This is a genomic window from Bradyrhizobium sp. UFLA05-125 (genome assembly GCF_059803515.1).
In genome coordinates, this window is the sequence record NZ_JBANBJ010000003.1 from 1 (window position 1) to 13,927 (window position 13,927).

Below are 13,927 nucleotides of genomic sequence, written 5' to 3' on the forward strand. Positions count from 1 at the left end.
CCAAAGTCGTGGTCGCGGATATGGAGGCCGCCGGCGCGCGAGCGGTGGCGGCGACCGTGAACGGCGCCGCATTCAAATGTGACGTCGCCCAGGAAAAGGACATCGCCCACGTCATCGAGGAAACCGAGCGGCAGTTCGGCCCGATCGAGCTGTTCTGCTCCAATGCCGGCATCGGCGGCGGCTTCGATCCCCTGTCAGTGAATGCCGGCGGCTCCTCGGATGAGCCCTGGCAGCGGAGCTGGGCGATCCACGTCATGGCCCACGTCTACGCGGCGCGGCACCTCGTCCCGCGTATGAAAGCCCGTGGCGGCGGCTATTTCCTCAACACGGTCTCGGCCGCGGGCCTGCTCTCGCAGGTCGGCAGCCCCGCCTATTCGACGACGAAGCATGCCGCGGTCGGCTTTGCCGAGAACCTCGCGATCTCGCACAAGGCGCACAACATCCGCGTCTCCATCCTCTGCCCGCAGGGCGTTGACACCAACATGCTGCGCTCGATCCCCAAGGGCCCGCAAAGTGGCGACGGCGACCTCGCGCCCGAGCAGGTCGCGAAAGACGCGCTCGCCGGCATCGCGCAGGAGACGTTTCTGATCCTGCCGCACGCGCAGGTGCTCGGCTACATGCGCAAGAAGACCGAGAACTACGACCGCTGGATCGGCGGCATGGCCAAGATCCAGGCCAAGATGCGCGAGGAGTTTGGGAAGTAGGGCAGGCGCCGCCACACCTTCGGTGTCGTCCCGGCGAAGGCCGGGACCCATAACCCCAGGGAGTAGTTGCGGCGCGAGATCGGGGTTGCCAGTCTTCGCCAAACCGCATCCTGTGGTTATGGGTCCCGGGCTCGCGCTATGCGCGCCCCGGGACGACGAGTGAGTGTGTGGTGCCGTCTAGGCACCTCGCGGCCTAACTCTTCTGCGCGTAGAGCAGCGGCACCGCAGAATCCACGACGACCTCGATGAGGCTCGTGCCCTTCGACGACATCCCGCGCTTCAGCGCTTCACCAAGCTCCGCCGCCTTGGTCACCCGTACGGCGTCACAGCCCATGCCTTGGGCGAGCTTGACGAAATCGATGCCGGGCAATTCCAGCCCCGGCACGTTGCGCACCTGCATGACCTGGCTGAAGGAGCGCATCGCGCCGTAGCCGGAATTGTTGATGACGACGACGGTGAGCGGCAGCTTGCGCTGCGCGGCGGTCCACAGTGCCTGGATCGAATACATCGCCGAGCCGTCACCGATCAAACACACCGTGCGGGTCTTCGGCTTGCCCAGGGCCATGCCGACCGCAGCCGGCAGGCTGTAGCCGAGGCCGCCGCTCGACATCGTGTAAAAACTGTCCTGGCCGCGCATCGGCATGAATTTCTGCATCGCCGGCCGGTGCGAGGGCACTTCCTCGACGAGCGAGCTACCTTCCGGCATCGCCTCGGACAGCGAATGCAGCAGGAATTCGACCGGCAGCGGATCGGCCGCCTTCGGTGATGGTGGCAACGTACGACCCTTTGGCGTCGCGCGCTTGCTCTCTGGCAGCATGTCGAGCAGCATGCTTAGCGCCGGCTTCATGGTCGTGACGATGCTGGTGCCGACCGGCGTCACCGCGGCGGCATCCGGATCGTCGGTGATCTGGAAGATGGTCGTGCCACCGTCGAAGATCGAGGCGTGCCCTTCGACATGGAAGGTGAACACCGGCGCGCCGACCACGACGACGAGGTCGTGCGCGCGCAGCGCATCCGAGAGCTGGCCGGGCGAGGCATGCAGGAAGCCTGCGAATTGCGGGTGGCGCTCCGGGAAGGAGCAGCGCGCCGAGAACGGGCTGACCCAGACGCTCGCCTTGGCCTTCTCGGCGACGCGCACCGTCAGATCGACGGCGCCTGCGCGGTCGATGCCGGGGCCGACGACGAGGGCAGGGTGCTTGCTCGCATTGAGCGCCGCGACCAGCGCCTTCATTGCCTCAGGTTCGGGCCCGAGCTCGCGGCTGACCTTGCGCGCTTCGACCGGCGTCGTCGCATGGGTCCAGTCGTCGATCGGGATCGAGACGAAGGTGGGGCCGCAAGGCGGCTGCATCGCGGTGTGATAGGCGCGCGCGATCGCGGCCGGCACATCCTCAGGCCTCGCCGGCTCGACGCTGTATTTGACGTAAGGCCGCGGGAATTCGGACGCACGCTCGGCATAGAGGAACGCCTGCAAGGGCAGGATCGAGCGCGCCTGCTGGCCCGCGGTGATGACGAGCGGCGTCTGGTTGCGATGCGCGGTATAGATATTGCCGAGCGCGTTGCCGACGCCGGCCGCCGAATGCAGATTGACGAAGCCGGCGTTGCGCGTTGCCTGCGCGTAGCCGTCGGCCATGCCGACGGCGGAAGCCTCCTGAAGCGCCAGCACGTAGTCGATGTCGTCGGGCCAGTCGCTCAGGAACGGCAGTTCGGTCGAGCCGGGATTGCCGAACACGCGTCTGATGCCGAAGCCACGCAGCAGGTCGAGCGTTGCCTGCTTGACGGAGACGGATTTGCTGCCGGTTTTTCCGTTCTTTGACATTGTCTCCGTCCCCGATTTCTTGATTGCTTAGGGTAGCGTCATTCCGGGGCGATGCGAAGCATCGAACCCGGAATCTCGAGATTCCGGGTTCGGTCTTGCGGACCGCCCCGGAATGACGGCACTAGATAATCACCACACGGCCGTCCCCTTCATCGTCGGCTGCCCTTCCGCGTTCGCCGTCCACAGCTCCAGTCCGTTATCGGTCTCGTTCGCGTTCACCGAAAATTCCGTCCCCTCGAACAGCGGCTGCACGCCGCGGTAGCTGAACTCCTTCGGCGCCTTGCCGCCCCGCAGCCTTGCCGCCATCTCGATAATCAGCGCCGCCTGCAACGGGCCATGGAAGATCAGCCCCGGATAACCCTCGGCCTTGGTGACGTAGTCGCGGTCATAATGGATGCGGTGGCCGTTGAAGGTCAGTGCGGAGTAGCGGAACAGCAATACGGGATCCGAGACATGCGTCTCGCGATGCTGCGCCTTGGGCGGCGGAGGCGGGGCCTTTGCGCCTCCGGGCTGGTTGCTCGTCATCTCGCGATAGACGATGTCCTGCCGCTCGCGGACGGCGACGCCGCGCGGCGAGGTAATGGTGTGCTCGACCGCGACGAAGCATAGCGTGCCGGTCGAGCCGGTCTTCTCCGTGACGTCGGCGATGCAAGAGCTCCGGGTCGTTTGATCGCCGACGCGCAAGGGTTCGAAAAACTCGATCTCGCCGCCGGCCCACATCCGGCGCGGCAGCGGCACCGGCGGCAGGAAACCGCCCCGCGTGGGGTGGCCGTCGGGGCCGAGCATCGACATCGGAAACACCGGCTGCGCCAGGCACCAATGCACCGTGAACGGCGCTGCGTCGCCCGGTCGCGGCTCGCCAACGTCCTGGAACAGCGTCGCGCGCAGGCCCTTGACGAGCTGCGCGGTGACGGTGTCGGTGGCCTCCTGGGTGCGGCCGATCCATTGCCGCAAATGATCGATGTCGAGCTTTTCGGTCATGACGCCTCGCTCTTGTTACTTCTTCTGACCGGACCGCTCGCCGATGGCGGGCACGGCACCGTAGCTGCGCGTCTCACCGACGACGATCGGCGCCGGCGCCGGATAGCTGACGCGGCCGTTCGGCGTATCGACCTCAATGCGGCGCAGATGCGGATGGGTCGCGAGGTCAGCCATGGTGTTGACCTCGGCAAACGCGATGTCGGCATCCGACAGCCGCCTCAACAATTCATCGCGCGTCATCTTCGCGAAGCTGTCTGCAACCGTCTTGTCGGTGAAATCGCGGTTGCGCACGCGCTCGACCATGTTGGCGACGCGCGGATCGCCCGGCAGGTTCGGCTGGTCCAGCACCTCCGCGCACAGTGTCTTCCATTCGCGCTCGCTCTGGATCGAGATCAGGATATCCTTGCCGTCTTTCGAGGTGAACACGCCGTACGGCGCGATCGAGGGATGGCGCAGGCCCATGCGCTTGGGCGGATTGCCGGCCTCGGAATTGAGCAGCGGCACTGTGCACCAGTCCGCCATCACGTCGAACATGGAGATGCGGATGTCGGCGCCCTTACCCGTGCGTCCCCGTGCGATCAGCGCTTCCAGGATCGCCGCATGGGCGGTGGCGCCGGTCGCGACGTCGACGATCGACATGCCGACGCGCGAGGCTCCGTCGGGATTGCCGGTGATCGAGGCGAGCCCGCTCTCGGCCTGGATCAGGAGATCGTAGGCTTTGCGATGCGCGTAGGGACCCTCGTCGCCGTAGCCGGTTATGGTGCAGGAGATCAGCTTCGGATAGTCGCGCAGCAATCGCTCGCGCGAAAAACCGAGCTTGTCCATCGAGCCGGGCTTGAGGTTTTGGATGAGCACGTCGGCGCTCGCGATCAGCTTTTCAAGCTCTGCGCGGCCTTCCTTGGTGGCGAGGTCCACCACGGCCGATTGCTTGCCGCGGTTGAGCCAGACGAAGTAGCTGCTCTGGCCCTTTGCTGCCGCGTCATAGCCGCGGGCGAAATCGCCTTCGGGACGCTCGATCTTGATGACTTCCGCGCCCGCATCCGCCAGGCGCGACGAGCAGAACGGCGCTGCGACCGCCTGCTCGACCGCAATCACCCTGATCCCGTCAAGTGCTCCCATGATGCGACCTCAGTACGAGCGGGGCATGTCGAGCACGTGCTCGGCGATGAAGGACAGCACCAGGTTGGTCGAGATCGGTGCGACCTGGTAGAGCCGCGTCTCGCGGAATTTTCGCTCGACGTCGTACTCCTCGGCGAAGCCGAAGCCGCCATGCGTCTGGATGCAGGCATTCGCCGCTTCCCAAGACGCATCCGCCGCCAACATCTTTGCCATGTTGGCCTCCGCGCCGCAGTCGAGTCCGGCCTCGTATTTGCGGGTCGCCTCCTTCACCATCAGCTCAGCCGCGCGCATCGAGGCGTAAGCCTTCGCGATCGGGAATTGGATGCCCTGGTTCTGGCCGATCGGCCGGCCGAACACCGCGCGCTCCTTGGCGTAATTCGAGGCCTTTGCGATGAACCACTTCGCATCGCCCACGCATTCCGCCGCGATCAGGATGCGCTCGGCATTCATGCCAGAGAGGATATAGCGAAAGCCCTTGCCTTCCTCGCCGATCAGGTTTTCCGCCGGTACCTTCATGTCCGTAAAGAACACTTCGGTAGTGGCGTGGTTCATCATGGTGCGGATCGGGCGGATCTCCAGACCCTTGCCCCTGGCCTCGCGCATGTCGACGATGAAGACCGAGAGGCCGTCAGTGCGCTTCTTGGCCTTCTCCTTCGGCGTGGTGCGCGCCAGCAGGATCATCAGGTCGGAATGCTCGGCGCGGCTGGTCCAGATCTTCTGGCCGTTGACGACGTAACGATCGCCCTCGCGACGCGCGAAGGTCTTGAGGGAGGAGGTATCGGTGCCGCTGGTCGGCTCGGTGACGCCGAAGGCTTGCAGGCGCAACTCGCCGGTCGCGACCTTCGGCAGATACTTCGCCTTCTGCGCGTCGCTGCCATGCCGGAGCACCGTGCCCATGGTGTACATCTGGGCGTGGCAACCGCCGCCGTTGCAGCCCGCGCGCTGGATCTCCTCGAGGATCGCGGCGGCCGCCGACAGCTTCAATCCCGCGCCGCCATATTCCTCGGGGATCAGCACCGAGAGGTAGCCGGCTTCTGTGAGCGCATCGACGAAGGCTTTTGGATAGGCCATCTCGCGATCGAGCTTGCGCCAGTATTCGCCGGGAAACTGCGCGCAGAGTTTTGCGACGGCTTCGCGGATATCGGCGTGGTCATCGGTGTGATGGTCGTCGTGTTTTTGTTGGCTCATGGCGTTTCCCGTCGGTCGCGTTGAAGATAACGCCGGCCAAGCGTCCGGCGTTGTGAAAACAACGCCAACCCCCTATGCTCATTTGCTATAGCGTATGGAGTAGCGTTCAAAGATTGGCAAGCATGGATTTCCGTCAGCTCAGGACCTTCAGTTGCGTGGCCGAGCTCGGTAGCCTTTCCAAGGCGAGCGACACGTTGCGCGTGGCGCAGCCGGCGCTGAGCCGGCAGATCAAGCTCCTGGAACACGAGCTGCGTACCGAGCTGTTCACCCGCAACGGCCGCGGCATGGTGCTGACCGAGGCCGGACGCCTCTTGCTCGCGCGCACCTCCGGCATCGTTCGCCAGATCGACCAGATCCGCGACGACATCCAGTCGGCGCAGGGCCCGCTCTCGGGCCACGTCGTGCTCGGCCTGGTTCCAACCGTGAGCTGCGTGCTGTCGGCGCGCTTCGCCCGCCGCTGCGTCGAGACCTATCCGGGCATCACGCTGCGCATCGTCGAGAGCTACAGCGGCCATCTGGTCGAATGGCTGCATCGCGGGGAGATGGATCTTGCGATCCTCTACGGCCGCTCGGCTGATCTGCACCTCACCGTGCAGAGCCTGGGGCGCGACAACATCGTTGCGGTCGGCCCGCGCGGCTGCGGGCTCGCCCGCAAGAAGAGCGTCGACATCGGCTGGCTGCTCAGGCAGCGGCTGGTGCTGCCCAGTCATTCGCATGGGCTCCGGGCGCTGATCGAGCACGCGGCCGCGCAGCGCAAGATCAAGCTCAACGTCCAGCTCGAGGCGGATTCGTTCCGTGTCCTGACGAGCCTCGTCGAGGAGGGCCTCGGCTTCGCCCTGCTGCCACCCTCTTCGTTGCACGGCGAGGTCTCGGACGGACGGCTTGAAACCGCTGGTGTCTCGAAGCCGATGACGCGCGAGCTCATTGTTGCCTCTCCGATCGATCGTCCGGCGTCGACGGCGACCGTTGCCATCACCGCGCTCCTGCGCGAGGAAGTGGCCGCCTGCCGCAAGGACGGCGTCTGGGATATCAAACTCGCCTGAGCGCGTGCTTTCTCCCTCTCCCCGCGTGCGGGGAGAGGGAGCGCACCGATCGCTCCGTTCGACATCTCACGGGGATTTAGACCGGAAGCGCGTTGTCCTCACTTCGCATCTTGTGCGACCTGTCATGCCGGAATTTTATAGCCTGGCAATGAGGGTCAGGAGCGATCCGCTCATTGCCTCACTCTCTGCTGTCATCACCCGCGAAAGCGGGTGATCCAGTATTCCAGAGGCGGTGAAAACTACGGGGAAGCTGCGGCGTACTGGATGCTCCGCTTTCGCGTGGCATGACAGCGGAGATTCGGCAAGCGCTTGCCACTCCTCGCGCACGCTACCCCGGAATCCTCACCGGTAGCGTCTCATAGCCCTTGATGAAGCTCGAATAGATCCGCCGGGGTTCACCGACCACCTCGATGCGGTCGAAGCGCTTGAGCATCTCCTCCCAGACGATCCGGAGCTGCAGCTCGGCAAGCCGCATGCCGACGCAGCGGTGGATACCGAAGCCGAAGGACAGATGAGTGCGTGGCCGCGGCCGGTCGATGATGAAGTCGTTCGGCTTCTCGAACATCTCCTCGTCGCGATTGCCCGAGACGTACCACATCACGACGCGGTCGCCCTTCTTGATCTCCTTGCCGCCGATTTCGGTGTCCTGCAGCGCCGTGCGCCGCATGTGCGCGAGCGGCGTCTGCCAGCGGATCACCTCCGGCACCATGGAATCGATCAGCGCCGGATTGGCGCGGAGCTTGTCGTATTGCTCGGGGTTCTCGTTCAGCGCCAGCACAGAGCCGGTCATGGTGTTGCGCGTGGTGTCGTTGCCGCCGACGATGAGCAGGATGATGTTGCCCATGAGGTTGTCGGGGTCCATGAAGCGCGTGGCGTCGCTATGGGCCATCAGCGACAGCAGGTCGTTACGCGGCGCGGAATTGACGCGCTCGTTCCACAGCTTGGACATGTAGGCGTAGCACTCGTCCATCTCCTTCCGCCGTTCTTCGGCGGATGCGACGATGCCGCTCTTTGGCAGCGCGGTGGAGACGTCGGACCAGCGCGTCAGCTTGCGCCGTTCCTCCCAGGGGAAGTCGAACAGGGTGGCCAGCATCTGCGTCGTCAGCTCGATCGAGACGCGTTCGACGAAATTGAAGGTCTCGTTGCGCGGCAGATTGTCCAGCACGGACTGCGAGCGCTGGCGGATCAGCTTCGCCAGCTCGTCCAGATGCGTCGGCGTGAACATCGGCGACACCGTCTTGCGCTGCGCCGAGTGCGTGGGCTGGTCCATCGCAATGAAGCTCGGCCAGTCGTAACCGGCCGGCACGTCGCGGATCGAGATGCCGCCGAGCGTCGAGTCGGAGGAGAAGATGCCGTGATTGGTGTCGACATGCATGATGTCGTTGTATTTGACCACCGACCAGTACGGCTCGATCGGCGCGTTGGTGCAGTAGTGCACCGGCTCTTCCTTGCGCAGCCGCTCGAACCACGGCCATAGCGTGTCGTCCTGGAACAGCCTGGGCGCACCGGGGTGGTAATCCTTCAACGGCGTCGCATAGGCTTCCTCGTGGGCCCGGCGCATGCGTGCGGCGTTGTCGGTCCTGACTGGAGTTTGGATGTTCATGGCTGGTTGCTCCAGTTTTCGTGAATCACGCCGCAATCCTGACCGGCAGCGTCTCGTAACCCTTCACGAAACTCGAGTACACCCGCTTGGGTTCGCCGATTACGTCGATATGATCGAAGCGCTTCAAAATCTCTTCCCAGATGATCTTCAATTGCAGCTCTGCAAGCCTGAGGCCCACGCAGCGGTGGATGCCGAAGCCGAAGGAGAGATGCGTGCGCGGCCGGGCGCGGTCAATGATGAATTCGTAGGGTTTTTCGATCGCCTCCTCGTCGCGGTTGCCCGAGACGTACCACATCACGACCTTGTCACCTTTCTTGATTTCCTTCCCGCGGAATTCGAAATCGGCGAGCGCGGTGCGGCGCATATGGGCGAGCGGCGTTTGCCAGCGGATCACCTCGGGGACGAAGCTGTCGAGCAGCGCCGGATTCTCGCGTAGCTTCCGATACTGCTCCGGATGCTGGCTGAGCGCGTAGATCGAGCCCGACATGGTGTTGCGCGTGGTGTCGTTGCCGCCGACGATCAGCAGGATCAGGTTGCCCAGGAAGTTCTTGGCGTCCATGTCGCGCGTCGCCGCGCCATGCGCGAGCATCGAGAGCAGATCGCTCTTCGGTGGTTGTTCGATGCGCTCCTTCCACAGCCGCGCGAAGTAAGTCGCACATTCCAGGAGCTCGGCTTGCCGCTGGTCCTCGGTGGCGACGAGGCCGCCGGAGCCGGGAATGGTGGTCGCGACATCCGACCAGCGCGTCAGCTTGCGGCGGTCCTCCCAGGGGAAGTCGAACAGCACCGCGAGCATCTGCGTGGTGAGCTCGATCGAGACGCGGTCGACCCAGTCGAATTCCTCGCCGCGTGGCAGATTGTCCAGGCACTCGGCCGAGCGCTTGCGGATGTTGAGCGCGAGTTCGTCCAGATGCGTCGGCGTGAACATCGGCGCCACGGTCTTGCGCTGGGCTGCGTGACGCGGCGGGTCCATGGCAATAAAGCTCTCGCGGCGCAGGTCGGGATCGATATCGCGGATGGTGATGCCGCCGAGCGAAGCGGCCGAGGAGAACACCGAATGGTTGGTCTCGATCTCCATGATGTCGTTGTACCGCGTCACCGACCAGTACGGGCCGAACATCGAGTCCTTGCAATAATGCACGGGGTCTTCGCGGCGCAGGCGGTCGAAATAGGGCCAAAACGCATCGCTCCTGAACAGTTCGGGATGGCCGGGATCGAACTGCTCCAGCGGCAGCGATGCGGCGCGCTCGTGTAAGCCCTCGCGCGTGACCGGGCTCTCGATGGTCCCATGCATGACCTGTTCTCCCTTGCAGCCGCGCGCGTTATTGTTGAATTCTGCGCTGCGGTATTTGTCCCCGCAATTACAACCCGTTGCGTGCGTCGGGGCAAGGGCGAGTTTTGCCACATCCGGATTTGTGAGCAGGCGGAAGCGGCGAATCTCGCCGGCTACCCGCTGACCGGCTCCCCCCGCCAGCGGCTGCGACGCTGCTGACCGCGGCGCTGAAGGGCATATGGGGCGGGGGTAAGGTCTAGGGTCAGAACTCTATGGCTTGACGCTTTCAGTGAAATGCCTTGCGAAAAAATTCGACGACATCTGCGTGAAGCCGTCTATGGAAGCCGGCGCGATCGAAACCCGGCGCATCGGTACAGATTGCAGAAGTCTCTTGTGTCTCCTTCGGGGTGCACGTGGCGAGGAACGAATAGTGTTTCGCATTTTCCACGAAATGGTAGTCCGGCTTCGTCGGAAGCCTTTGATTGATAGCTGCCGCGCAGCACCCAGATAGGCCGTCGCCACTCTGCGCCGGGTCAGAACTCCATAACTGGACCGGCACCGCTATTCCTTTGAGATTCTCCTCAGCGAAGAGGAATGCGGGAAAGGGATCGATGATGACGGCGGCCTTGACTCGCGGGTCATGGGTGATCGGTTGATCGGCCAGCTCACCGTCTTCGAGCTGCTTGCATGCCTTCAGGCTCGACGTCGCGCAGTTAGGCAAGCCTTTCCGCAGGTCGGGATTGCCGCCGATGACGACGAGACCCGTGTAGCCACCAAATGAAAAACCATAGAGCCCTATATGCTGGGTATCGATGCGTGACGCATCCGGCCAGCCATCAAGCATATAGTCGATCAACCGCTTGACGTCTGTGGGTCGCTCGACGAGAACCGAGAGACTGTCCGTGCGGCTCGTATCACGCCAGGTATCGCCAGGATGGTTGAGCACTGCAACAACGAACCCAGCATCCGCCAAGGCAGCTGCGGTGTCGTGGTGACCGCCGAACCATCCTCTCCTGCCATGTGACATCACGATGAGTGGGAGCTTTTCTCCAGTGATCCGACATCCGGGCACAGCGAAAAAGGTAGCTCCACGCGCATCCATCTCTTGAGGCGGCTCGGCACAAGGGGTCCAAACCAACAATCTGATCGCCGGTCCGGCCGGGCTGGCAGGAATGTCGAAGTTTCTTACGCCGGCAGCTTGCGAGGTTGTCACTCCGAAGAAAAACAAGATGGCGAAGACGAACGTAGGCTGATGCATCATGATCCTATGGGCCCAGGAGGTTGGCGCTTCGATGAAGTCAAATGTGCCCGTTTCTCATCGTGCGCTACATCCCGACGAAGTCGACGCCGATCGGAAGGGGTGCCTCGGACGCGAGGGGCGATGCCCCATCACGTCTCTCGCAACGTCGGTAAACCATGGGTTTCGCTGGGGCTGCGCGCTGATCCTCATCGCGGCCTAATAGCCGCGGCCTTGCCGCCGCGAACCGGCACTCCCTGCCAATACGGGTTCTGCAGGCACATGGCCGCAAGTCCCGATGCCGTCGCCCGGCATTGATCCATGGAGACATAGCTGCAGTCGATGATGGTGAGCCCGCGCACATGCCATGTCTGCAGGCACACCGGGTAGCGCGGGTCGTAGCGTTGCGCCGCGGCTGGTGCGACCACCAGCATCGCTGCGCCCGCCAGGATCAGCAGATGAAGCATGCGCATGATGTGACGTCTTTCAACCTGCGACGTGCAGGCATCGGGCAATGTAGCAGATGTCTGACATCATGACACTCAGGCGATGAAGGAGTTCTCCGCAAGCTCCCACCATGCCGGTTCCGATGGGACGCCGGCCGGCGTCCCATCGGATTTGTTGTGCGATCGCCGGCCTGTCAGCGCAGGATCTCGCGCAGCACCTCGCCGTCGACGTGATGAGGCTTCACGCCCAGGATCTGCATGATGGTCGGCGCCACGTCGACATTGCGCATGCGCCGGATCGTCTCGTTGCGGATCTGGGGGCCGGAGGCAATGAAGGTCGCGCTCATCACCGGCAGCTCGGGATCATGGCCATGGGCGCCGTAGAAATTCGGCATCGACAGCGTGGTCGAGGCCGAATTGAACGGCGCATCGCCGAGGCGGGCGACGCCGGGGCTCTGGATGCCGTCGAAGTTGTAGCCAGGGGCCATCAGCGCGAATACGTCGCCGAAATCCTGACCGATGGTCTTGCTGGTGCACTGCCCGGTCGTGGCCTCGCATTGCAGTGGCCGGCTCTCGACCACCGTGAAGATGCGCCCGTCCTGAAGTGAGTAGTTGAACCGCGGGTTGGGATCGACCGCGTTCTTCACCGCATCGGCGATCTGTGCGACCAGGGCGTTATAGGCCGCGGGATCGACGGTGCCGCCCGACTCGCGCTGCTGGAGGTTGACATAGATGTTGGCCGCCGGGCCGGACGTGCGGACTCCCACCTTGGTGGTGTCGATACCGGCATTGCGCAGGATGTTGAGCATGCTCACCGAGGTGTGGAACGGCGCAAAGCCGTGGTCCGACACCACGATGACGTTGCTGTCGCGGTCCGCAGCGTCGGCGATTCTCTTCACGGCCTTGTCGGCAGCCTGGTAAGCGAAGCGGATGTACGAAGCGTAGCGCGCGACCTTGGCCGGATCCTGGTTGGCGCCGATCGAGTTCGGGTCGTTCGGGCTGGTACCCTGGCGGGGGTCGGTGAGCAGGAACTGATGCTCGGAGCCGTCGGGCTCCTCGATATAGACCATCACCAGGTCGGCATCGGGATGGTTCAGGATCGCACGCTCGCCGATATCGGCCTGGTAGCGCACGAAGGTCTTCACCATGTCCTCGTACATCGCCTCGATCTCGACGTCGGGGAAGTTGGTGAAGCCGGGGCTCAGCCGCTCCGGAATGCGGAAGTCGCCCTGCGGACGCCAGAAGCCGATATTGTTGTTGATGTCGTCGACGTCGGCCAGCACCGGCGTGTTGCGCGGGATGTAGTTGGCGCCGTAGCGGGCGAAGCGCACGACCGAGAGATCGGGCGCGAGCTGCGAGACGAAGTAGGCGGCGCCGACCTTGGCTCCGCTGCCTTCGAAGAAGAACGGCGCGTTCTCGCCGCCGAACTTGGCATAGGCCGGTCCGGTCGACGGCGCGTGGAATGGTCCCGACGTGATGCCGCGTGTCGCGTCGAAAAACACCAGCGTGTCGTAGTTCACCTTGCCGTCGTTGCTGGTGTCGATGGCCGCCGCCCGGATCGCATATTTGACGTCGAGCGTCGCTGCGCTGGTGCAGGTTGTGGGCGCCGCCGAGGCGCACGAGAACGTCTCGATCGGCGCCGACGTCGCCAGCACCGGGCTGTACGAGAACTGGCCGGCCGCCTGAAGCGCCGTGGCGACGGTCGGATCGGGCGCAAAATCCCCCTTGGACAGCGAGAAGCCCTGGGCCCCGATGCCGCCGAACGCCCCGAACGGCACGGTGTAGTTGGTGACGCGGATCGGCTGGGCCGGCTGCACCACCGTGTTGTTGATCGAGATGTCGGCGCCATCGCCGCCCGGCCAGGTCGCGGTGGCGACCTTCTTGCCCTGCTGGCGTAGCTGCACCCACAGCGGCAACGCTGTCGGCTGCGGCGAGGGCCCGAGCGGGCTCTCCTGATAGCCGCCGATCGGAGCCGCAAAGCCGCTCAGGCTCGATGAGATCGGCGCGACGACGGCCTCGAAGGTATTCGACGGGATGTCATTGTGCACGGCCGTCGATCCGGTCGCGATCGCGATATGCGACACCGCGGTGAGCGACGGCGAGGCCGTCACGTTCTGCATCGCCACCGCACCGTGGCGGCTGAGCCGCGCCAGTCCGCCGTCGCGCGGCAGCACACCCTCCTCGATGAACTTCTGGATGAAGTCGGGCTTGGCGCCGTCGAGCGAGATCAACACCACCTGCGGCGACTTGCGGCCGTGACGGTTCCCGTCGTGATCATGATCATTGTCCTGTCCGGCGCGTGCTGGCGCCGCAACGCCCAGCGATGCGGCGAGCGACATCGCGGATATCGAGAAAAGAAAGCCTTTCGATTTCATATGGACGCCCCATCATTATGTCTGGCGCAACTTGCGCGAGTTTTCTCGGGAGGGACGTACCGACTATCGCGATTGGCTGACGCACATGTGACGCTCGCGCGACACGCGTAAAATTCGGCGACAGCGCGCGAGGAGGGCGGCTTGT

General features: G+C 64.2%; 12 protein-coding genes. 3 read left to right on the forward strand and 9 right to left on the reverse strand.

Translation table 11 applies throughout. From position 1 onward, the window contains the following. Window positions 1–704, forward strand: a 704-nt coding sequence (locus tag SO156_RS05150; protein ID WP_498534058.1) for an SDR family oxidoreductase, incomplete at its 5' end; no start/stop codon positions are given. Window positions 705–897: 193 nt separating this feature from the next. On the opposite strand, the gene mdlC is transcribed toward SO156_RS05150, so the two are convergent. From mdlC to SO156_RS05170, 4 genes are all read right to left on the reverse strand, one after another. Next, window positions 898–2,520 (reverse strand): benzoylformate decarboxylase, encoded by a 1,623-nt coding sequence (gene mdlC, locus SO156_RS05155; RefSeq protein ID WP_498534059.1) that lies wholly within the window; start codon window positions 2,518–2,520, stop codon window positions 898–900. A gap of 129 nt (window positions 2,521–2,649) precedes the next feature. Beyond that, window positions 2,650–3,501 carry an HTD2 family dehydratase gene (locus SO156_RS05160; RefSeq protein WP_498534060.1) on the reverse strand — a complete coding sequence of 284 codons (852 nt, stop codon included), beginning with the start codon at window positions 3,499–3,501 and terminating at the stop codon, window positions 2,650–2,652. Window positions 3,502–3,516: 15 nt separating this feature from the next. Then, window positions 3,517–4,620 (reverse strand): CaiB/BaiF CoA transferase family protein, encoded by a 1,104-nt coding sequence (locus tag SO156_RS05165; RefSeq protein WP_498534061.1) that lies wholly within the window; start codon window positions 4,618–4,620, stop codon window positions 3,517–3,519. Window positions 4,621–4,629: 9 nt separating this feature from the next. After that, window positions 4,630–5,808 (reverse strand): acyl-CoA dehydrogenase family protein, encoded by a 1,179-nt coding sequence (locus SO156_RS05170; protein ID WP_498534062.1) that lies wholly within the window; start codon window positions 5,806–5,808, stop codon window positions 4,630–4,632. Window positions 5,809–5,930: 122 nt separating this feature from the next. Between SO156_RS05170 and SO156_RS05175 the strand changes: the two genes are divergently transcribed. Further along, window positions 5,931–6,851, forward strand: coding sequence for a LysR substrate-binding domain-containing protein (locus tag SO156_RS05175; RefSeq protein ID WP_458149144.1), 921 nt, complete (start codon window positions 5,931–5,933; stop codon window positions 6,849–6,851). A 328-nt stretch (window positions 6,852–7,179) separates the two neighbouring features. Here the strand turns inward: SO156_RS05175 and SO156_RS05180 are convergent, their stop codons facing one another. Together SO156_RS05180 and SO156_RS05185 are read right to left on the reverse strand one after the other, a co-directional pair. Then, window positions 7,180–8,454 carry a cytochrome P450 gene (locus SO156_RS05180; protein ID WP_458149143.1) on the reverse strand — a complete coding sequence of 425 codons (1,275 nt, stop codon included), beginning with the start codon at window positions 8,452–8,454 and terminating at the stop codon, window positions 7,180–7,182. Window positions 8,455–8,479: 25 nt separating this feature from the next. Next, complete coding sequence (locus tag SO156_RS05185) at window positions 8,480–9,745, reverse strand: cytochrome P450 (protein WP_458149142.1); 1,266 nt, start codon at window positions 9,743–9,745, stop codon at window positions 8,480–8,482. Between SO156_RS05185 and SO156_RS05190 the strand changes: the two genes are divergently transcribed. Then, window positions 9,740–9,943 carry a hypothetical protein gene (locus SO156_RS05190; RefSeq protein ID WP_458149141.1) on the forward strand — a complete coding sequence of 68 codons (204 nt, stop codon included), beginning with the start codon at window positions 9,740–9,742 and terminating at the stop codon, window positions 9,941–9,943. The two genes, SO156_RS05185 and SO156_RS05190, sit on opposite strands and share 6 nt — an antisense overlap. Before the next feature lie 67 nt (window positions 9,944–10,010). Here SO156_RS05190 and SO156_RS05195 read toward each other — a convergent pair whose 3' ends face one another. The 3 genes from SO156_RS05195 to SO156_RS05205 form a co-directional block, all read right to left on the reverse strand. Beyond that, window positions 10,011–10,985 carry an alpha/beta hydrolase family protein gene (locus tag SO156_RS05195; RefSeq protein WP_498534063.1) on the reverse strand — a complete coding sequence of 325 codons (975 nt, stop codon included), beginning with the start codon at window positions 10,983–10,985 and terminating at the stop codon, window positions 10,011–10,013. A 185-nt stretch (window positions 10,986–11,170) separates the two neighbouring features. Next, entirely contained in the window at window positions 11,171–11,434 is a 264-nt protein-coding gene (locus tag SO156_RS05200) for a DUF3551 domain-containing protein (protein WP_498534064.1), read from the reverse strand. 167 nt (window positions 11,435–11,601) lie between these two features. Further along, window positions 11,602–13,782 carry an alkaline phosphatase family protein gene (locus tag SO156_RS05205; RefSeq protein WP_498534065.1) on the reverse strand — a complete coding sequence of 727 codons (2,181 nt, stop codon included), beginning with the start codon at window positions 13,780–13,782 and terminating at the stop codon, window positions 11,602–11,604. Window positions 13,783–13,927: the final 145 nt, after the last annotated feature.

Excerpts from the sequence above, each read along its gene's own strand:
- mdlC (WP_498534059.1), bottom strand. The coding sequence starts at position 2,520 with ATGTCAAAGAACGGAAAAACCGGCAGCAAATCCGTCTCCGTCAAGCAG.
- SO156_RS05165 (WP_498534061.1), bottom strand. The coding sequence starts at position 4,620 with ATGGGAGCACTTGACGGGATCAGGGTGATTGCGGTCGAGCAGGCGGTC.
- SO156_RS05190 (WP_458149141.1), top strand. The coding sequence starts at position 9,740 with ATGCATGACCTGTTCTCCCTTGCAGCCGCGCGCGTTATTGTTGAATTC.
- SO156_RS05160 (WP_498534060.1), bottom strand. The coding sequence starts at position 3,501 with ATGACCGAAAAGCTCGACATCGATCATTTGCGGCAATGGATCGGCCGC.
- SO156_RS05185 (WP_458149142.1), bottom strand. The coding sequence starts at position 9,745 with ATGCATGGGACCATCGAGAGCCCGGTCACGCGCGAGGGCTTACACGAG.
- SO156_RS05200 (WP_498534064.1), bottom strand. The coding sequence starts at position 11,434 with ATGCGCATGCTTCATCTGCTGATCCTGGCGGGCGCAGCGATGCTGGTG.
- SO156_RS05170 (WP_498534062.1), bottom strand. The coding sequence starts at position 5,808 with ATGAGCCAACAAAAACACGACGACCATCACACCGATGACCACGCCGAT.
- SO156_RS05195 (WP_498534063.1), bottom strand. The coding sequence starts at position 10,985 with ATGATGCATCAGCCTACGTTCGTCTTCGCCATCTTGTTTTTCTTCGGA.
- SO156_RS05205 (WP_498534065.1), bottom strand. The coding sequence starts at position 13,782 with ATGAAATCGAAAGGCTTTCTTTTCTCGATATCCGCGATGTCGCTCGCC.
- SO156_RS05175 (WP_458149144.1), top strand. The coding sequence starts at position 5,931 with ATGGATTTCCGTCAGCTCAGGACCTTCAGTTGCGTGGCCGAGCTCGGT.
- SO156_RS05180 (WP_458149143.1), bottom strand. The coding sequence starts at position 8,454 with ATGAACATCCAAACTCCAGTCAGGACCGACAACGCCGCACGCATGCGC.